The sequence below is a fragment of the Curtobacterium sp. NPDC092190 genome (assembly GCF_044755625.1).
Lineage (GTDB): Bacteria > Actinomycetota > Actinomycetes > Actinomycetales > Microbacteriaceae > Curtobacterium.
This window is the reverse complement of record NZ_JBIVRJ010000005.1, coordinates 48,347-66,863: the sequence shown is the minus strand read 5'-3', so window position 1 is coordinate 66,863 and position 18,517 is coordinate 48,347. Positions and strand designations below refer to the sequence as shown.

The window sequence follows — 18,517 nt, the reverse complement described above, 5'->3', positions numbered from 1 at the left end:
GTGGGGTGGTCACGACGCAGGCGGGTGTCGCGACCGGCGTCGGTGTCGGCGTGATCGGCGCGCGGACCGCTCCGCCCGGACGTGTCGCCAGGGACGACGGTCGCCGAAGCGGGGTCAGTGGAAGTCGTCGCCCTCGGACCGCTCGCCCGGAGACCTGTGGCCGCCGAGCATGTCGTTGTCGTCCTGGTCGCTCGACGCCGCGAGCTGGAGCATCGCGAGGACCACCACGACGACGATGAACGCGACACCGAGGAACACCAGGGCGAGTTCGAACTCACGCGTCGAGAAGAGCACGACCGCTCCGGTGAACACCGCGACGACCGCCGAGATCACGAGGAGCTCGGCGGGGCGCAGACGGTCGCGACGGCTGGGGGTGCTCATGCGTGTGGTGCTCCGTCCGGGGCTGCGGCAGGCGCCGTGGTGCCCCACTTGTGCGAGAGTCCGGCGATCACGTGGAAGACCGCCGCGATGGCGAGGTAGGCGCCGAGCAGTCCGACCAGGACGACGGCGGCGTCCAGGGTGCCGGTGACCTGCTCCACGCCCCCGAGCTGCTGGGAGTAGTCCGGCGGTGTCAGCAGGAACGCGACGGCGAGCAGCAGGGTGAGCCCACCGATCGTGGTCCAGTCACGGGCGAACGGCGACCGGCCGCGCGCTCGGAGTCCCTGTGCGAGTTCGAGGGCTCCCGTCAGCACGGCCCACCCGACGACCACCGTGATGAACGCGCCGAGCCCGACGCCGTTGGTCACCAGGGCGGCGACACCGGCGACGAGGGAGACGACCGCCTGCACGAACGTGGTCGGACGCGAGCGCTCGTCGGAGGGCATGCGGCGCAGGGCGGCCCACCCGAGCACGAGGGCGTCGACGATCACGAACCCGCCGAAGAGCAGCAGGCCGTAGCCGGCGGCGTGGTTGGACGAGAAGGTGATGACGAGGGCCACGACCGCGGCTGGGACGGCCCGGAGGACGGGGATCGGCCAGTACCGCGCGCGCTGGCCGGCGTCGTCCACGGAGTCGGACACGGGACCTCTTTCGGGCATGCGGATCGTGGTCCGAGTCTACCGCCGGCGCCCCGGGCGTCGGACCGGAGCCCGTACCGACGGGAGCCACCACCGCCGGCCGGGGTCCGAGCGCCCCGACCGGCGGTGACGCGCTCCCCGTCAGTCGGGGTCGTCGGCCGCGCGCCCACGTCGTGCGACCCACCAGCCCCCGGCGCCGAGCCCGACTGCGGCAGCAGCCAGGGCGGCGAGGAGCCCGAGCCCCTCGGCGCCGGTGTACGCGAGGGCCCCGGCGCCGGCCCCTCCGCCGCCCGTCCGTCCGCCGCGGGCAGCCGTCGGCACCCCCGGGGACGGCGAGGCGCTCGCGGAGACGGCCGGCGTCGGCGCACCCGTGCCGCCATCGTCGCCGTCGCCGTCGCCGTCGCCGTCGCCGTCGCCGGGCACCGTGACGCCGATCGTGACCTCCGGGGACGGGTCGCCCCCGTCCGGATCGGTGGGCGACGTCGCGGTCGCCACGTTGCCGACGTCGGACCCGTCGCCGGTGTAGCCGGGGTCGAGCACCGCCCTGATGCGGAAGGAGCGCGTCCCACCCACCGCCAGGTCCCCCTCGGACCGGCACGTCACGTGCTGTCCCTCGGCCGAACAGTCGTCCTCGGACCCCGTGAAGCGCATCGCCGCCGGCAGGTCGTCGACCACGCCCACGTCGTGCGCGGGGTCCGGACCGCGGTTCTTCGCCGTCACCAGGTACTCGACCTCGTCCCCCGGTGCCACGTCGACGGACGGGGACACCGACTTGTCGGTCTCGAGCTGCGCCTCGAGCGCCGGCGCCGCCTCGACCGGACTCGTCTCGACGGACCGGTTGTCGGACTCGTCGACGTCGGACAGCGACGCCGGAGGCGCGATGGTGGCGGTGCTCTCGAGCGCCCCCGAGGCGTCGTCCGCGACGGTCCCGGACACGGTGACCGTCGCGGCGCCGCCCGGGATCAGGTCGAGCCCGGCGTCCACGTCGCCGGTCCCGCTGGCCGTTCCGCAGGAGGATCCGTCGGTCGCGGTGCAGGTCCACGTCACGTCCCGCAGACCGTCGGGGACGTCGACGTGCAACGCGCTGGGGTCGGACCGGTTCGGGCCGGCGTCGGACGCGGTCACGGTGTACGAGAACGGCTGCCCGGGCCGACCGGACGCGGGGAGCTCCTGGGTGACGCCGAGGTCGACGGGCTGGGAGACCCGGAGGTCGTCGACCTCGTGGACGTCGGCGAAGCTGCCGGTCGCGGCGGAGAAGCCGAGCCGGAGCGTGTCCGGGAGCGGAGCCTGGGCGTCGCCGTGCAGCGGCACGCGGTCGAGGACGGTGCGGAGCGGCCCCCCGTCCTCGAGGCGCACGGTCATGAAGAGTTCCCCCGACGCCCCCGGCACGAGACTGACGCGGACCTTCCGCTTCGTCGGCCCGTCGGTCAGGGTGCCGCCGGGAGCCTGGACCCCGTCGACGTACCGGTAGCCGGTGGTGCCGTCACCCGATCCCCGGACCACGACCGAGTCCGGTCGGCGCCCGAGCCCGGACAGGTTGATCTCCTGCGAGAAGTTGCCGTAGTGGTCGACCGCCACCGCCGCGAAGCCACCCGGCACGCCGGGCAGGTCGCAGGGCCGCCCGCCGCCCTGGGTCTCGCTCGACCGGCAGGCGTACCCGAGCGCTGCGCCGTACGCTCCGACGCCCTGTGGTGCGCTGCCGTCCGCCAGGAAGAGCAGCAGCCCGTCGGCACCCTGGTCGCCCACCGTGTTGTACATGGCGTACGAGAACTCGATGTCGAGTCCGAGGTCCGAGCGGAACGTGTCGTCCGTCGACCATGCTCCGGCCTGGTCCTTCGTCTGGTCCGTGAGCCGCAGCCGCCCGTCGACGACCTGCGCGTCGCCGCTCAGGGTGCCGCCCGCGGCGGAGTCGAAGCCGTTGCGGTAGGGGAACGCGAGGTCGTCCGCCGAGGAGCTGGAGGGCAGGAGCGCCGGCGCCGCCAGGACGGCAAGGGCCACGAGTCCGGCCGTGATCGCACCCCGCGGGCGTCGACACCGTCGGGGGTGTGCGACGCGGTGGGTGGTTGTCGGGATCGAGGTGTCTGTCATGCCCCGATCGTCGCGAGCGGGACCACCTCGTCAGCGGCCGTCGAGCCCTTCTGGGGAGAACAGTCCCGAGACCAGCCGCTGTGCAGGGATGTGCTCCGCCACCCCGGCCAGATCGAACTCACCCGAGCCACACCGTGGTCTCGCCCGGGAGCATCCCCTCGCCCGCGTCGAGCGGCCCGGACGCCAGCACCACCGTGCCCGACGGCATCGGCACCGGAGACGTCCCGAGGTTCGTCACGGACCGCCAGCCCTCGTGCCGGGCGAACGCCACGACGTCGTCACCGGCGTCGAGCCACGTCAGTTCCTCGCCCTGCTGCAGCCGTCGTCGGGCCGCCGTCGCCTGCCGGTAGAGCGACAGCGTCGAAGCTGGGTCGCCGTCCTCGGCCTCGACCGACGAGTCGCCGAAGTCCTCCGGCTGCGGCAGGTGCGGAGCGACGTCGCCGAAGCCGAACGACGGCCCCGTCCGGGTCCAGGGGATCGGGACCCGGCAGCCGTCCCGCCCCTTCACCGTGTGCCCGCTGCGGATCCACTTCGGGTCCTGCAGGCGCTCGTGGGGGATCGCGGGCGCCTCGTGCAGGCCGAGCTCCTCGCCCTGGTACAGGTAGGTGGACCCGGGCAACGCCAGGATCAGCAGCGTCGCCGCACGCGCCCGACGTCCACCGCGCGCACGGTCGAGCTCGGGCTCGGTGCCGTCGGTGAGCAGCCAGGCATCCGTGTCGGTGCCGTCGGGCAGGCCGTAGCGGGTGGCGTGCCGCACGACGTCGTGGTTCGACAGGACCCAGGTCGAGGAAGCGCCGGACTCGGCCGACATGGCGAGGTTCCGCTCGATGATCTCGTGGAAGGCCCGTGCGTCGTACGGCGCCTCGAGCAGGTCGAAGTTGAACGCCTGCCCGAGCTCGGTCGGCCGGGCGTAGAGCACGCGACGCGGTGCCGGCGCCCAGGCCTCGGCGATCGCGGCACGGGGCGGGTCGTACTCGTCGAGCACGGAGCGCCACGTCGCGAAGATCTCGTGCACCTCGTCGCGGTCGTACAGCGGGTCGGAGCCGTCCAGCGGCAGCGCCTTCTCGTTCGAGGGACGGTACGGCGTCGACAGGTCCTTCGCGAGCCCGTGCGCGACGTCGACCCGGAAGCCGTCCACGCCGCGGTCGGACCAGAACCGCAGGGTGTGCTCGAAGTCGGCGCGCACCTCGGGGTTCGACCAGTCGAGGTCGGGCTGTTCGGGCGCGAACAGGTGCAGGTACCACTGGCCGTCCGGCACCCGCGTCCACGCGCTGCCGCCGAAGTTCGACACCCAGTCGCTCGGCGGGAGCTCGCCCGACTCCCCCGCTCCGTCACGGAACACGTAGCGCGCCCGCTCGGGTGACCCCGGCTCTGCGGCGAGCGCCTGGCGGAACCACTCGTGCTGGTCGGAGGTGTGGTTCGGCACGACGTCGACGATGACGCGAACGTCGTGCTCGTGTGCGGCGCGGACGAACGCGTCGAGGTCGTCGAGCGTGCCGAGGCGCGGGTCGACGTCGCGGTAGTCCGCCACGTCGTACCCGCCGTCGGCGAGCGGCGAGGGGGTGAAGGGCGACAACCACACCGCGTCGACGCCGAGCGACGCCAGGTACGGCACACGGCTCGTGATGCCCGCGATGTCCCCCAGGCCGTCCGCGTCGGTGTCGGCGAAGCTCCGCGGGTACACCTGGTAGACGACGGCCTGACGCCACCAGTCCGGGTCGGTGGTGCGCGGGCTGCTGGCGGGCGTCCGGTGGCTGCTCACCCGGCCACCGTACCCAGCGGGACCCGAGTGGTGGTCCGATCGGGAATGGCGCACCCAGCGAGCACATTGGTTGTCCCTGACACCATTCCGTGACCGAGCGGTCACGGACAGAAGGGATCCACCATGACGAACGTCCTCGCCCTCGTCGGCAGCCTGCGCGCCGGCTCCATCAACCGGAAGCTCGCCGAGGCTGCCGAGCAGCACGCCCCCGAGGGGATCACCCTCACGACGTTCGACGGCATCGTCGACCTGCCCTTCTACAACGAGGACATCGACGGCGACACCCCGCCGGCCGCCGCCGTCGCCTTCCGCGACGCCGTCGCCGCAGCGGACGCGGTCCTGCTCGTCACCCCCGAGTACAACGGCACGATGCCGGCCGTGCTGAAGAACGCGCTCGACTGGGGCTCGCGGCCCTTCGGCTCGTCGCCGCTGTCCGGCAAGCCGCTCGCGGTGATCGGCTCGGCGTTCGGCCAGTACGGCGGTGTGTGGGCACACGACGACGCCCGCAAGTCGGCGGGGATCGCGGGTGCGAAGGTCCTGGAGGACGTCAAGGTCGCCATCCCGCAGTCGGTGGTCCGGTTCGCGGAGACCCACCCGCGCGAGGACGCCGAGGTCGTCGAGCTCGTGCAGGGCGCGCTCCGCGCCCTGGCCGGTGCGGCGGACGAGCGCGTCGCCGCCTGATCCGCCCGGTCGCCGTCGGGCGACCGGGAGACGGTCTGGAGGCGCGGTGCCGGCTGGCACCGCGCCTCCCCTCCGTCCGGGGCAGCGCCGAGGACTCGTCCACAGCACGCGGATCCGCTAGGCAGGCGAGATACCAGACGGGTTACCCTGAACGGCATGTCGACGCAGGAGATCACGGAGGCGTCGGGGTACTGGTTCCCCGACGACGACGCCACACAGCGCGGCGTCGCCGTGCTGAACGCCCTGCGTCGCTACCGCGCCGCCGAGACCGCGATGCGGCGACGGACCCGCGACTCGATGGGCATGGGCGAGACCGACCTGCTCGCCGTCCGCTACCTGCTGCAGGCACAGCGTGCGGGCCGGATGGTCAAGCCGAAGGACCTGGCCGCCTACCTGAAGATCTCGTCGGCCTCGACGACGATCCTGATCGACCGCCTGGTGAAGTCGGACCACGTCCGCCGCGAGCCGCACCCCACCGACCGTCGCGCACTGGTGATCACCCCCACGACCGAGACCGACGACGAGGTCCGCGCCACCCTCGGGACCATGCACCGGCGGATGATGTCGATCGCCGAGGGGCTGTCCGCCTCCGACGCCCGTGTCGTCGCGACGTTCCTCGAGCGGATGCGCGACGCCGTCGACCAGGTGGACCCCGCGCTCGAGCACTGACCTCGGTGCGGTCCGCGCGTCCGGCCACCCCACGGGGGACGCCAGGGTGCACGCGCACTGGGAACGCCGAGCACGCGACCGCGTAGACCAGAAGGGACACCGACCGCGAAAGGAGCCGATCATGCACGCATCGGACAAGCTCGCCGCCAACCTCCAGGCCGTCCTGGTGGACCTCGTCGACCTGCACCTGCAGGGCAAGCAGGCCCACTGGAACATCCTCGGACACAACTTCCGCGACCTGCACCTGCAGCTCGACGAGATCGTCGACGCCGCGCGTGAGTTCGCCGACGACACCGCGGAGCGCATGCGCGCCCTCTACGCGATCCCGGACGGCCGCTCGGCTACGGTCGCCGCGGGGACGCACCTCGACGCCTTCCCGGACGGGGAGATCGACACGCACGACGCCATCGACGCCATCACGCTCCGGCTCTACCAGGCCACCGGCACCATGCGCGACGTGCACGACGAGGTCGACGACGAGGACCCGACGACCGCGGACCTGCTCCACGGCTTCATCGAGCGCCTCGAGCAGCTCGCCTGGATGGTCTCGGCCGAGAACCGCGAGCCGCGGACGCCGCTCGCCGCCGCCACGACCCCGGCCGTCGCCGAGGCCTCCGAGCACGAGTAGGGGTCGCGACGTGGACCTCGGGATCACCGGCAAGGTCGCGCTCGTCTTCGGTGGCGACTCCGGCATCGGCTGGAACACGGCTCGTATCCTCCTGGCGGAGGGTGCGACCGTGGTCGTCACCGACCTCGACCAGGGCCGGCTCGACACGAGTGCCGACCAGCTCGAGGCGCCGCACGGCAAGCTCTTCGCCTTCGCCGCGGACGTGACGGAGGCCGACAGCCTCGCCGCGCTGCACGGCAAGGTGCGCGACGCCGTCGGCGATATCGACATCCTCGTGCAGTCCTCGGGCATCACCGGTGCGCAGGGCATGTTCCACGAGATCGACGAGCAGGGCTGGCTCGACACCATCGACGTCGACCTGATGGGCCCGGTCCGCATCACGCGCGAGTTCATCGGCGACCTCCGGAAGGGCGGATGGGGACGCATCGTCTACCTCGTCTCCGAGGACGCCTCGCAGCCCTACGACGACGAACTGCCGTACTGCGCCGCCAAGGCCGGCGTGCTCTCGTTCGCGAAGGGCCTGTCGCGGTCGTACGCGTCTGAGGGCCTGCTCGTGAACACCGTGAGCCCGGCCTTCATCCACACCCCGATGACCGACGCCATGATGGACAAGCGCGCGAAGCAGCTCGGGACCTCGTTCGACGAGGCGATCTCGAGCTTCCTCGACGAGCAGCGTCCGTACATGGAGCTCGGCCGCCGCGGGGAGCCCGAGGAGGTCGCGAACGTCGTCGCCTTCCTCTGCTCCGACCTGGCGAGCTTCGTCAACGGGTCGAACTACCGGGTCGACTCCGGCTCGGTCGCCACCATCTAGGAGGACCATGAGCGACTTCCGCTACCTGATCGTCGGAGGCGGGATGGTCGCCGACGCTGCCGCCCGCGGGATCCGCGAGATCGACGCCGACGGCTCGATCGGCATCGTCAGCGAGGAGACCGACCGTCCGTACGCCCGTCCGGCCCTGTCGAAGAAGCTCTGGACCGACCCGGACTTCAGCTGGGACGAGAAGGTCGACCTGCACACCGAGGAGACCGGGGCGACGTTCGTGCTCGGGACCGTCGTGACGGCGATCGACCGTGCGGCGGGGACCGTCACGACGGACGACGGCCAGACCCTCGGCTACGAGCGCCTGCTGCTCGCGACCGGTGGGAAGCCGCGCAGCCTGCCCGGCCTGTCGCCCTCGTCGCGGGTCCTCGACTTCCGCAGCGCCGACGACTACCGCCGGCTGCGGGAGCGCACCGATACCGGTGCGCACGTCGTCGTCGTCGGCGGCAGCTACATCGGCACCGAGATCGCCGCGGGCATCGTGCAGAACGGCGCCCGGGTGACCCTGGTGACGCCCGACGAGGTCCTCGGCGGGCACATGTTCCCGAACGACCTCGCCCGGGCCTTCCAGCAGCGCTTCGTCGACCACGGCGTCGAGCTCCGCACCGGACGACGGGTCGACCAGGGCACGGAGTCGGAGGGCGGCGTCACCCTCACCCTCGACGACGGGTCGGTCCTCGAGGCCGACGCGGTCGTGGCCGGACTCGGCATCGAGCCGCAGACGCAGCTCGCCGCCGACGCGGGTCTGACCGTGCGCGACGGCATCGTGGTGTCGTCGACGCTGGTGACGGACGACGAGTCGGTGTTCGCCGCCGGCGACGTCGCCGAGTACCCGGACCGCATCCTCGGCACGCGCCGGGTCGAGCACGTCGACAACGCGAAGCAGCAGGGCCGGCAGGCAGGCCGGAACCTCGCGGACGCGGACGAGACGTACGACCACACGCCGATGTTCTACTCGAACGTCTTCGACACGGGGTACGAGGCCGTCGGCCAGGTGTCCACCGAGCTGCAGACCGTTGAGGAGTGGCAGGAGCCGCTCACCACCGGCGTCGTCTACTACCTGGACGACGACGACACGGTCCGCGGGGTCCTGCTCTGGAACGTCTCCGACAAGACGGACGAGGCCCGCGGGGTGCTCGCCGACGCCAACGGGCTCACCAGGGACATGCTGCCGGGCCGCATCACGCCGTGACCCGCGGATCCTGACGCTGACGGCCTGGAGGCGCGGCTCGACCTGATGGGGTCGGGTCGCGCCTCCAGGCCGTCGCCGTGTGCGCGGTGCCCGGGTCAGGACCGGTCGCGCACCTCGGGTGCGACGTCGTCGACCACCTCGCGGCGGTCGTCCGGGTCCACGGGGATGTCGTCGCCGTCGGCCATCGCGACCGCGTGCGCGGACTTCGCCCGCTCCAGCTGCTCGTCGTCGCCCTTCGCCATGCCGAAGAGCTCGATGAAGCGTGACTTCACGACCAGCCAGGCGTCCTTCGGACCCAGCCGGGCCAGGTCGGACGACGTCGTGTCGTCGCGCACCCGCTGCAGAGAGCCGACGCCACGGTCGGTGATCCGCCCGTCGACGAGGGCCACCGCGAGGCGGGCCACCGCGTCCGCCTGCGCGTGCATGACGGAGTGGGCGCCGCCGACCACCTCGCGCAGGACCGCGTGCGGGAACACCCGGGCGAGGGACCGCACCCAGTCACGGGGCACCATCGCGTCGTGCTCACCGCGGACGATCAGGGTGCGCGCCCGCACCTCGGCGGCGCGGTCCTCGATCGGGAACGCGATCATCTCCGGCAGCACCTTCCGGAACCAGTGCCAGCCGCAGAGCGCGTAGGCGGTGACCCCGTGCCAGCGGACGGCCGCGGGCTCGTGCAGCGCCGACCGCAGGAAGCGGAGCGCCGAGATCGGGATGCTCCGGGCGCGGCTGTCGACGACCGGACTGATGAGCACGAGGTCGCGGATGTGCGGGTTGCGCGCGGCGACCTCGGTGACGACCTGGGTGCCCATCGAGTGCCCGACGAGCACCGGGTCCTCGAGCCGCAGCTCGCGGATGACCTGCTCGACCGCGTCGGCGTAGCGCTCGATCGACACGGCACCACGGAAGCGCGGCACCCCGGCGAAGCCCGGCAGGTCGAGGGCGTGCACCGGGCCGTTCTCGTTGAGGTGCGGCGCGAGCCGCTCGTAGTAGGTGGCGGCGATGCCCAGACCGGCGACGAGGACGAACGCACGGTCGCCCGGCTGCCCGATCGAGCTCACCCGGACGTAGGTGCCGTCGACGGCGATCCGGTCGACCTCGACCTGCACGTCGGCGTCCTCGGCACGCGCGAGCGCACCGGCAGGGTCGGGTGCGGGCGGCGGCGTCCGGTCGTCCTGGTCGTCCTGTTCGGTCACGGGGCCTCCTGGGATCGGCGACCTCCCACGGTACCCGCCGTTCAGCCGCCGAACGCGGAAGCGGGCGCGCCGTGCACCCGGGTGGGGACCGCGAACACCGCCCCGGAGTGCGGGTACTGCTCGAGCTGTTCCTCGGTGCTGTTCTCGCGCGCCGTGGCGACGAAGAGCGTCGACGTGTCCGGCCCGCCGAAGGCCACGGAGGTCACGTTCGGCGCGGGCACCTCGACGGTCTCGAGGTGTCGGCCCTCGGCGTCCCAGCGCTCCACCCGTCCGGCGCCGTAGACCGCCGTCCAGAAGCAGCCCTCGTCGTCGCGGACCAGCCCGTCGTGTGCGGCGCCGCTGACGAAGGGCTCGAGTTCGCCGAGCACGCCGTCGGGGCCGTACGAGCCGCGGTAGATCGTCGAGGTGCTCGTGTCCGTGACGTACATCACGCTGCCGTCCGCCGACCACTCGATGCCGTTGGTCACGCCGAAGCCCCCGCGGAGCACGCGCGTCGTGCCGTCGGGCTCGACCGAGTACAGCGCTCCGGCCGGGTCCTGGTCGGAGAGGTCCATGCTGCCGACGAGGAACCGACCGAAGGGGTCGCACTTGCCCTCGTTGAACCGCATCTCGGTGGTCGCGTGCCGCACCCGCACCAGCTCGCGCTCGACGACGCCGCGCTCGTCGGTGAGCACGACCGTGTCGCCCAACGCCACGACGAACCCGCCGGCGGCGCGTGGCTGGAAGCTCGCCAGGGGCGGCGGCAGTGCGACGCTCGACTCGACCGTGCCGTCCGCGCGGGCGGTGGTGAGCAGGCCCAGGGTGATGTCGGTCCAGCGGAGCCGTTCGGCGGTCGGGTCCCAGACGATGCTCTCGGCGAGGACCGCCTGCTCGTCGCAGAAGACGGTCACGGGCCCGGTCACGGCGTCGGTGTGCATGTCCTCCCGTCTACCGGGGCCGGCGTGCACGACCTACCAGCGAGATGCGGCGGACTCGGTCGGACCGCGCGGACCGGAGACCGCCCGAGACACCGGCGTCGGACGGAGACGCCTTCATCCCGGCGAGACGCCGTCGGATCCGGCGGCGTCTCGACGACTCGGGTGCGTCCGGCACCGACGCCGGCGTCTCGCGCGAACCGCACCGACCGACGCGGGCTCGGGGTCAGAGGCGCGCGAACCGGGCGCGGAAGAAGCTGTAGACGCCGTACGCCAGGAACCCGATGCCGACCGCGACGAGCACCACCGATCCGGCGGGCAGGTCGCGCAGCGCGTCGAACGCCCCGTCGAGCCCCGTCGCCTGGTCCGGGTCGCTCCGGACGCCGGCGACGACGATCAGCACCCCGACGACCGCGACGGCGATCCCCTTGCCGACGTACCCGACGGTCCCGAGCACGGTCACGGCACGGTCGAGGGGCTGCCGCGGCCGGACGAGCTGCTCCCAGAAGGAGCGACGGCACCCCTGCACGACCAGGGCCGCACCGATCGCGATCGCCACGGCACCGACGGCGATCAGCAGGAACACCCCGCCGGGCGTCGCGAGGGTCTGTGCCGCCGCGCTCCGGGTCGACCCACTGGAGCTCGTGCCGGCCCCGAGCGCGAACGACCCGGCCGAGTACGAGACGACGCCGTAGACGACCGCCTTGCCGAGGTCCTTCGCCCGTGCCGCCCACCCGCGGGCGCTGTCGGACCGGCCGCCGACGACCGCCTCGAGCAGGAGCCGCAGGGCCAGCGCCGCGGTGCCGACGGCGACGATCCAGAGCAGGGCCACGCCTCCGGGAACCTCGGCGAGCTGCTGCAGCGCTCCGGACTGGTCCGTCTCGCTGCCCCCGGACGCGTTCCCGAACCCGAGGAGCACGACGAGGTACCCGATCAGCAGGTGGACCACACCGCTGCCGACGTACCCGGCCCGCGCCGTCAGCTCGAACCACCTGCTGTCGGCGACACGCTTCGCCTGTCGTCCGGTCTCGCGTGCTGCTCGTTCCGCCTGGTCGCTCATCCCTTCGAGCGTGCCCGACGCACGGACCGCTGTCCGCAGCGGAGCGCACCGCGTGTCGGGACGAACGCCGGACGGGAGGCGCGTGGCGGACGGCCACGCGCCTCCCGTCCGGTGTCAGTCGCCCTTGACGTTGACGACCTGCCGCAGCGTGTGCCGGACCGTCACCAGGTCGACGGCATCCGCCATGACCTGGTCGATGGGCTTGTAGGCCGCGGGGATCTCGTCGAGGAACGCGTCCGTGTCGCGGTACTCGATCCCCGCCATCGCCTCGCGCAGCTGCTCGTGGGTGAAGGTCCGCCGGGCAGCGGACCGCGAGAACAGCCGACCGGCGCCGTGCGGCGAGGACTCGAGCGACGGCTTGTCACCGAGCCCCTCGACGACGTAGGAAGCGGTCCCCATCGATCCCGGGATGAGACCGGGCTGCCCCGCCTTCGCCTGGATGGCACCCTTCCGGGACACCCACACGCTCTTGCCCCAGTGCGTCTCACGCTGGGTGAAGTTGTGGTGGCAGTTGATCCGCTCCTGCTCGTCCACCGGCTGACCGAGCACCTCGGACAGCTGCCGGACGACCCGGTCCATCATCTCCTCGCGGTTGAGGAGCGCGAAGTGCTGCGCCCACCGGAGCTCGGCGATGTAGCGGTCGAACTCCGGGGTGCCCTCGACGAGGTAGGCCAGGTCGGGGTCCGGCAGCTCGATCCACCAGCGCTGCATCATCCGCTTGGCGACGGTGATGTGCCGCTGGGCGATCTTGTTGCCGACGCCGCGCGACCCGGAGTGCAGGAAGAGCCAGACCCGGTCCTGCTCGTCGAGCGAGACCTCGATGAAGTGGTTGCCCGAGCCGAGCGTGCCGAGCTGGTTCCGCCAGCCGCCGTGTGCTCCGGCCGGGTCGAACCCGGCGGCCTCAGCCATCGCCTCGAGCTCGGCGATCCGCGGCTCGGCGGTGGCGACGACCTTCCGGTTCGACGCTCCGGCGGACAGCGGGACCGCGCGCTCGATCTGCTCGCGGAGGGGCTGCAGGTCGGCGGGCAGGTCCGCGGCAGCGAACTGCGTGCGCACCGCGATCATGCCGCAGCCGATGTCGACGCCGACGGCCGCCGGCATGACGGCGCCGAGGGTCGGGATCACGGAGCCGACGGTGGCGCCGAGACCGAGGTGCGCGTCGGGCATCAGCGCGAGGTGCGGGAACACGAACGGCATCCGGGCCGTCGTGCGGGCCTGCTGCTCGGTGTTCTCCTCGAGCATCGAGGCCCAGCTGAGCAATCGGTCGTTGATCTTCTCCACGGTGTTCGTCCTTCGTCGTGACGGTCATCGACGGCCGGGTGGCCGTCGTGGTGACGGCCGGGCGGCCGTCGTGGTGACGGCCGGGCGGCCGTCGTGGTGACGGTCCGGGGCGGACGGATCCTGCGCCTCCGGCTCGGTGCAGTGCACCTGTGGAGGAACGACGGGAGGGACGCCCCGGGCCGGGTGGGCACGGGACGTCGGGGGACGGCGCGTGCCTACGCGGGTTCGCGGAGGGACGGGTTCGCGTACTGCACCGCGGGCAGCACGACGAGCGCATCGAGCTGGCGCTCGAGGCGGCTGCTGTGCTGCTGGGCGTGCATCGCGGTCCCTCCGTGGGTGCCCGGGGCGGGCGGTCCTGCCCGACGGGCAGGAGGACCGACAGTAGTGCGACACGCCCGGGCCGCACAACTCACCCGGGCGTGTCGCGGTTCTCTCGGCCGTTGCTGCACGGTCGGGAGGCACACCACGACCGTCCACAGCGGGGTACGCCCGGCTGATGGTCGCCCCGCTGGGCCGGGCAGGCTGGTGGTATGACCGAACGGACCCGCGACACCCCCGACGCGAACGACAACGAGGAGCGCACCGACGGCTACGTGCCGCTCCGCTCCTACGGAGCCATCGGTGACGGCCGCACGGTCGCGCTCGTCGCACGCGACGGCCGGATCGACTGGCTGCCGATCCCCTCGATGGACTCCCCACCGGTCTTCGCGAGCATCCTCGACGCCGAGCACGGGGGACACATCGCACTCCGTCCCACCGGCGACGCCAGCGTCGAGCGCGAGTACCTGCCGGGCACGAACGTGCTCGTCACGACGTGGACGACCGACAGCGGGTCCTGCACGGTCACGGACGCGATGGTCACCGGCGTCGCCGGTCGGCTGCCGTGGGCCGAGATCGGCCGCTGCGTGCAGGGGGTCTCCGGCACCGTCGAGATGGAGTGGGCGGTCGTCCCCGGCACCCTGCTGAACACGGCGGAGCCGCGACGCATCGACACGGCCAACGGCACGGTGATCGGCATCGACGGCGTGACCATCGGCATCGTGCAGCACGGCTTCGAGCCCGTGCACGACGACGGGCCTCGGTTCTCCGGACGCTTCACCACGAACGAGGGGTCGAAGTCGATCCTGACGATCGTCGGCACCGAGGACGAGCCGATCTTCATGCCCGAGCCGGAGCGCACGCTCGACGCGGTCGACCGGACGATCGAGAACTGGTCGACCTGGTCGGAGACCTTCTCGTACGACGGCCCGTGGGCAGATGCCGTGCAGCGCAGTGCGCTCGCGCTGAAGCTGCTCATCTACTCGCCCACGGGTGCGATCGCGGCGGCGCCGACGACGAGCCTGCCCGAGGACCGCACGGGCGGCAAGAACTGGGACTACCGGTTCGCCTGGGTCCGCGACCTGTCGTACACCGTGCACGCCCTCACCCGCTTCGGGCTCCGCGAGGAGACGCACGCGGCGGTGTCCTGGGTGATGCGGACCATCGCCGAGCACGACGAGACCATGCCGATCTTCTACGACCTGAACGGCGAGAAGACCGACGGCGTCGAGGAGCGCGACGTCCCCGGGTGGAACGGCATCGGTCCGGTGACGATCGGCAACCGTGCGGGCGACCAGCTGCAGCTCGGTGTCTGGGGTGACGTGTTCGAGATCCTCCGTCAGTACGTCAAGGCGGGCAACGTGCTCGACCGCCAGACCGCGAGCGTGCTCGAGCGGCTCGCGGACGACGCCTGCCACCGGTGGCCCGAGCAGGACTCCGGTATGTGGGAGCTCCAGGAGGCGCAGCACTACGTGTCGAGCAAGGTGGGGTGCTGGCAGGCGCTCGACGCCGCGGTGGAGCTCCACGACGCCGGCATGATCGACGGACCGCGCGAGAAGTGGATCGAGAACCGCGAGCTCATCGAGCAGTGGGTCGCCGAACACGGGTGGGACGAGGAGCGCGGGTACTACGTGATGTACCCGGGGTCCGACGCGATCGACACCTCGATCCTGCTGCACGCGATGTCGTCGTTCGACCGCGGCCCGCGCATGGCGTCGACCATCCGTGCGATCGAGGAACAGCTGCAGCACGGCCCCCTGGTCTACCGGTACTCCGGCATGGACCAGGAGGAGTCGCCGTTCGTCGCGTGCTCGTTCTGGCTCGCGGCCGCCATGGCGTGCACCGGTCGGGTGGACGATGCCCGTTCCCTGATGGACGACATGGTGGCGCAGGCGAACGACGTCGGCCTGTTCAGCGAGATGCTCAGCGCCGAGGACGGGGCGTTCATGGGCAACATCCCGCAGGGGCTGTCCCACCTCGCGCTCATCCAGGCGGCGCTGACGATCGAGGAGGTCGCCGCCGAGTCGTGAACCGGGCGCGGACCCGGTCGGGCGGGTCGGTGGTGCCCGCCCGACCGCGACGGTCGTGCGCTGCTCAGCCGAGGGTGATCGCCACGAGGCCGGCGACCCCGACCAGGTAGAGCACGACCACGACGAACGAGTCGACGCCCATGCCGATGATCCGCCGCCCCGGCCGGAACACCAGGCCGACCGCGTAGACCAGCGTCAGCAGCGCGGCGAGGGCCGTCAGGTACACGTCACTCGCGTTCGCCTGCGGCAGCACCGCCTTGCCGGACAGCACCGTGGCGACCAGGAACAGCACCGGCAGGAACGCGTTGCCACCGAAGATGTCCGACATCGCGAGGTTGTCGTCGCCCTGCCGGACGGCCTGGATGCCGGTGGAGATCTCCGGCAGGCTCGTGGCGAGGGCCAGCACCGTGGCGCCGAAGAGCACCCCGGACAACCCGATCTGCTCCGACGCCGCATCACCCGCACGTTCGAGGACGACACCGGCGACCAGTGTCGCGAGGGCCGACACCGTGAAGACGACCGCCGCCTTCCGTGTGCTCATCCGAGGTAGGTCCTGCTTCCGTGTCCGGTGTCCCGACGCGTGCGGTGACGCGTCGGGCGCCCGGCCGTCCTGGTGCCACGGCAACCCCTTGCCGGCGCGCTGCACGAGCAGGAGCCCGACGACCCAGATGGCTGCGATGAGCACCACGTCAGGTGTGAGTCGTGCGACCACGAGGTCGGGCGGGAGCTGACTGCCGGCGACGACGACGGCGAGCACCGCGACGACGACGATCGCCTCGAGCACGAGGGTCAGCGACGCAGCACGGTAGGTGAGCGGCCGCACCCCCTTGCCCCGTCGGCCGAAGGCGTCGAGGATCGCGATCACGACGGTCTGCAGGGCGATGCCACCGAGGATGTTGCCGGCAGCGACCTCGATGTTGCCTGACAGGCCCGCGCTGACCGTGATCGCGATCTCGGGCAGGTTCGTCGCGACGGCCAGGACGATGAGCCCGCCGAGCGCGCTCCCGAGGTGCAGTCGGTCGTCGAGGACGTCGGTGGTCTTCGAGAGCTGGATGCCTGCGACCCAGATCACCGCGGCACCGGCCACGAAGATCACGACGAGCATCCAGAGCGGCAGGGATCCCATGCCCTCACCGTGGCCCCCGACGGCCGCGACCGCTCCGAGGTGTGCGCCGAACGGCTCGACGGCGACCAACCGGACGTGGACGGCCGCTGAGCACACCGTCGGCGGTGCGGCGCATGATGGACGGGCGATGAACGACGTCGATGCACGGATGGACCGGCTGCGGCGAGCCGCCCGGTACCGGTACCAGCAGCTCGTGGACAGCGAGATCGAACGCGGCTCCCTCGATCCGGACGAGGTCCGCGAGGAACGACGCCTGCTCCGGCTGCAGGACGTCGAACGGCACGCTCGTGCCCGCATCGAGGAGGCCGAGCGCCGCGGGGTCTTCGAGGGGAACCCGTACCACGGCAAGCCGCTGCCGGGGAACGACGGACGGCACGACCCCGACTGGTGGATCAAGGCGAAGATCGAGCGTGAGGACATCCGCGGCATCGCCCCGCCGGCGCTGGCGCTGCGGACCGAGGACGCCGAGCTCGACGACCACCTCGACGCGCTCACGACCGAGGACGACGTCCGCGCGGTCCTCGTCGACTTCAACGCCCGCGTGAAGGAGGCCCGACGGCAGCTGCTCGGCGGACCGCCGGTCGTCACGCCGATGCGCGACGTCGACGTCGAGGTGGAGCGGTGGCGCGAGCGGCGGGACGCCCGTCGCGCCGCGGACGAGCGGGCGGCCGCCGACCGTGCGGCTGCGGAGCAGGCGGCACGGCCGCGTCGGTGGTGGCGTCGGGCGTGACCTGGGCTGCACGAGGCGCGCACCGTGTCCTCGTCCGCCGTGCCGGACCGCGGCCGGTGTCGCGGCGCTGGGCCGTGCCTCCAGGCCGACCCACACGACCGCACCCGCCTGCGCTTCGGGCCCGGACGTGCGGAAGGCGCCGCTCCCCGTGGTGGGGAGCGGCGCCTTCTCGTGGTGGTGCGGGTGCGGTGGTGTGCCGCGGGGTGTTACTTGATCTGCGCGGTGATGGTCGCGGTGCCGACGAGCAGCCCGCCCTTGACAGCGTCGGTCTTGAAGGTGCTGTTGAGCAGCTTCGCGGCGTCGTCCGAGACGTGGACGGTGGTGCCGGTCAGGATGGCGTTGTCACCCTCGAGCTGCAGCGGCTTGAGCGTGCCACCGTGCAGCGAGAACAGGTAGGCGTTCGACGCGGCGACCTCGCCGTTGACGAGGACGTCACCGTAGAGCTTCGACGAGCCCGGGTTCACGACGAAGTTCTCGAGCGTGACCGTGGTGTCGCCGGCCTTGAGGGTCAGGCCCGAACCGTTGTGGTTCAGCAGGCCCTGCACGTAGGGGCGGTAGTCGCCGTCCGGGCTCCAGTAGGTGACCGAGCCGGCGGTGATCGGGAACGACACGGCGCCGTCCTCGAGCTTCGCGTCGCCCGAGACGCCCGGGGTCAGGCCGAGGGAGGTGAGGGCGTCGGTGAAGCCCTTGTCGAGTGCGACGGCGGTGTTGCCACCCTTGACCTCGGGGACCGATGCGACCGGGGCCGGGATCTTCGAGGCCTCGGACGAGGACGAGATCGTCTGCACGTTCGGGGTCGCAGCGTTCGCCGTGCTGATGCCGAAGGCGGCACCACCGAGGACGAGGGCGCCGGTGGTGGCGAGGGTGATCGAGGTCTTCATGGACTTGCGCATGAGTGGGTTCCTTCCGTTGTCGCGCTCGGCGCGATTCCCTGTGTGCGCGCCGAACACACCCCGAAGAGGGGTGGAGAACCAGCTACTTGCGGCTGGTGAGCGCTCCGGGTGTTTCC

Annotated in this window: 17 protein-coding genes; 7 read left to right on the top strand and 10 right to left on the bottom strand. The window is 72.1% G+C overall.

Annotated elements, in window-relative coordinates; translation table 11 throughout:
* Positions 1–114: 114 nt before the first annotated feature.
* The 4 genes from ACIQFY_RS13220 to ACIQFY_RS13205 all read right to left on the bottom strand — a co-directional run bounded on the left by ACIQFY_RS13220 (position 115) and on the right by ACIQFY_RS13205 (position 4,866).
* A complete protein-coding gene (locus tag ACIQFY_RS13220; RefSeq protein WP_251159952.1) occupies positions 115–381 on the bottom strand; it encodes a hypothetical protein in 267 nt (88 codons plus the stop codon).
* A complete protein-coding gene (locus ACIQFY_RS13215; RefSeq protein WP_326497193.1) occupies positions 378–1,019 on the bottom strand; it encodes a DUF308 domain-containing protein in 642 nt (213 codons plus the stop codon). The genes ACIQFY_RS13220 and ACIQFY_RS13215 overlap by 4 nt, the downstream gene beginning before the upstream one ends.
* 138 nt (positions 1,020–1,157) lie before the next feature.
* Positions 1,158–3,104 (bottom strand): hypothetical protein, encoded by a 1,947-nt coding sequence (locus ACIQFY_RS13210; protein ID WP_400340449.1) that lies wholly within the window; start codon positions 3,102–3,104, stop codon positions 1,158–1,160.
* Between the two features lie 118 nt (positions 3,105–3,222).
* Positions 3,223–4,866, bottom strand: coding sequence for a glycoside hydrolase family 13 protein (locus ACIQFY_RS13205; RefSeq protein WP_251154201.1), 1,644 nt, complete (start codon positions 4,864–4,866; stop codon positions 3,223–3,225).
* A 123-nt stretch (positions 4,867–4,989) separates the two neighbouring features.
* Here ACIQFY_RS13205 and ACIQFY_RS13200 point away from each other — a divergent pair, with 123 nt between their 5' ends.
* The 5 genes from ACIQFY_RS13200 to ACIQFY_RS13180 all read left to right on the top strand — a co-directional run bounded on the left by ACIQFY_RS13200 (position 4,990) and on the right by ACIQFY_RS13180 (position 8,856).
* Positions 4,990–5,547: an NADPH-dependent FMN reductase gene (locus tag ACIQFY_RS13200; protein ID WP_209684271.1), complete on the top strand. Its 558-nt coding sequence runs from the start codon at positions 4,990–4,992 to the stop codon at positions 5,545–5,547.
* Between the two features lie 156 nt (positions 5,548–5,703).
* Entirely contained in the window at positions 5,704–6,216 is a 513-nt protein-coding gene (locus ACIQFY_RS13195; protein ID WP_066651725.1) for a MarR family winged helix-turn-helix transcriptional regulator, read from the top strand.
* A 121-nt stretch (positions 6,217–6,337) separates the two neighbouring features.
* The gene (locus ACIQFY_RS13190) at positions 6,338–6,844 is read left to right on the top strand and encodes a Dps family protein (RefSeq protein WP_126891959.1); all 507 of its coding nucleotides are present in this window, start codon (positions 6,338–6,340) and stop codon (positions 6,842–6,844) included.
* Positions 6,845–6,854: 10 nt separating this feature from the next.
* Positions 6,855–7,655, top strand: a complete 801-nt coding sequence (locus ACIQFY_RS13185) for an SDR family NAD(P)-dependent oxidoreductase (protein ID WP_400340448.1) — start codon at positions 6,855–6,857, stop codon at positions 7,653–7,655.
* A gap of 7 nt (positions 7,656–7,662) precedes the next feature.
* Positions 7,663–8,856, top strand: a complete 1,194-nt coding sequence (locus ACIQFY_RS13180; RefSeq protein WP_400340446.1) for an NAD(P)/FAD-dependent oxidoreductase — start codon at positions 7,663–7,665, stop codon at positions 8,854–8,856.
* Between the two features lie 95 nt (positions 8,857–8,951).
* Here ACIQFY_RS13180 and ACIQFY_RS13175 read toward each other — a convergent pair whose 3' ends face one another.
* The 4 genes from ACIQFY_RS13175 to ACIQFY_RS13160 all read right to left on the bottom strand — a co-directional run bounded on the left by ACIQFY_RS13175 (position 8,952) and on the right by ACIQFY_RS13160 (position 13,304).
* Positions 8,952–10,049: an alpha/beta fold hydrolase gene (locus tag ACIQFY_RS13175; RefSeq protein WP_400340445.1), complete on the bottom strand. Its 1,098-nt coding sequence runs from the start codon at positions 10,047–10,049 to the stop codon at positions 8,952–8,954.
* Positions 10,050–10,090: 41 nt separating this feature from the next.
* Positions 10,091–10,966 carry an SMP-30/gluconolactonase/LRE family protein gene (locus ACIQFY_RS13170; protein ID WP_400340443.1) on the bottom strand — a complete coding sequence of 292 codons (876 nt, stop codon included), beginning with the start codon at positions 10,964–10,966 and terminating at the stop codon, positions 10,091–10,093.
* 223 nt (positions 10,967–11,189) lie between these two features.
* Entirely contained in the window at positions 11,190–12,023 is an 834-nt protein-coding gene (locus ACIQFY_RS13165; protein ID WP_400340441.1) for a DUF1206 domain-containing protein, read from the bottom strand.
* 114 nt (positions 12,024–12,137) lie between these two features.
* Positions 12,138–13,304, bottom strand: a complete 1,167-nt coding sequence (locus tag ACIQFY_RS13160; RefSeq protein ID WP_400340439.1) for an RtcB family protein — start codon at positions 13,302–13,304, stop codon at positions 12,138–12,140.
* A 530-nt stretch (positions 13,305–13,834) separates the two neighbouring features.
* On the opposite strand from ACIQFY_RS13160, the gene ACIQFY_RS13155 reads away from it, so the two are divergent.
* Positions 13,835–15,652, top strand: coding sequence for a glycoside hydrolase family 15 protein (locus tag ACIQFY_RS13155; protein WP_400340437.1), 1,818 nt, complete (start codon positions 13,835–13,837; stop codon positions 15,650–15,652).
* Between the two features lie 64 nt (positions 15,653–15,716).
* Here the strand turns inward: ACIQFY_RS13155 and ACIQFY_RS13150 are convergent, their stop codons facing one another.
* Positions 15,717–16,778: a sodium:calcium antiporter gene (locus ACIQFY_RS13150; protein ID WP_400340436.1), complete on the bottom strand. Its 1,062-nt coding sequence runs from the start codon at positions 16,776–16,778 to the stop codon at positions 15,717–15,719.
* Positions 16,779–16,905: 127 nt separating this feature from the next.
* Here ACIQFY_RS13150 and ACIQFY_RS13145 point away from each other — a divergent pair, with 127 nt between their 5' ends.
* Positions 16,906–17,508, top strand: coding sequence for a DUF1992 domain-containing protein (locus ACIQFY_RS13145; protein WP_209684288.1), 603 nt, complete (start codon positions 16,906–16,908; stop codon positions 17,506–17,508).
* Positions 17,509–17,714: 206 nt separating this feature from the next.
* On the opposite strand, the gene ACIQFY_RS13140 is transcribed toward ACIQFY_RS13145, so the two are convergent.
* Positions 17,715–18,401 carry a hypothetical protein gene (locus ACIQFY_RS13140; protein WP_400340434.1) on the bottom strand — a complete coding sequence of 229 codons (687 nt, stop codon included), beginning with the start codon at positions 18,399–18,401 and terminating at the stop codon, positions 17,715–17,717.
* Positions 18,402–18,517: the final 116 nt, after the last annotated feature.

Excerpts from the sequence above, each read along its gene's own strand:
- ACIQFY_RS13140 (WP_400340434.1), bottom strand. The coding sequence starts at position 18,401 with ATGCGCAAGTCCATGAAGACCTCGATCACCCTCGCCACCACCGGCGCC.
- ACIQFY_RS13170 (WP_400340443.1), bottom strand. The coding sequence starts at position 10,966 with ATGCACACCGACGCCGTGACCGGGCCCGTGACCGTCTTCTGCGACGAG.
- ACIQFY_RS13150 (WP_400340436.1), bottom strand. The coding sequence starts at position 16,778 with ATGGGATCCCTGCCGCTCTGGATGCTCGTCGTGATCTTCGTGGCCGGT.
- ACIQFY_RS13220 (WP_251159952.1), bottom strand. The coding sequence starts at position 381 with ATGAGCACCCCCAGCCGTCGCGACCGTCTGCGCCCCGCCGAGCTCCTC.
- ACIQFY_RS13200 (WP_209684271.1), top strand. The coding sequence starts at position 4,990 with ATGACGAACGTCCTCGCCCTCGTCGGCAGCCTGCGCGCCGGCTCCATC.
- ACIQFY_RS13165 (WP_400340441.1), bottom strand. The coding sequence starts at position 12,023 with ATGAGCGACCAGGCGGAACGAGCAGCACGCGAGACCGGACGACAGGCG.
- ACIQFY_RS13210 (WP_400340449.1), bottom strand. The coding sequence starts at position 3,104 with ATGACAGACACCTCGATCCCGACAACCACCCACCGCGTCGCACACCCC.
- ACIQFY_RS13180 (WP_400340446.1), top strand. The coding sequence starts at position 7,663 with ATGAGCGACTTCCGCTACCTGATCGTCGGAGGCGGGATGGTCGCCGAC.
- ACIQFY_RS13190 (WP_126891959.1), top strand. The coding sequence starts at position 6,338 with ATGCACGCATCGGACAAGCTCGCCGCCAACCTCCAGGCCGTCCTGGTG.
- ACIQFY_RS13195 (WP_066651725.1), top strand. The coding sequence starts at position 5,704 with ATGTCGACGCAGGAGATCACGGAGGCGTCGGGGTACTGGTTCCCCGAC.
- ACIQFY_RS13155 (WP_400340437.1), top strand. The coding sequence starts at position 13,835 with ATGACCGAACGGACCCGCGACACCCCCGACGCGAACGACAACGAGGAG.
- ACIQFY_RS13145 (WP_209684288.1), top strand. The coding sequence starts at position 16,906 with ATGAACGACGTCGATGCACGGATGGACCGGCTGCGGCGAGCCGCCCGG.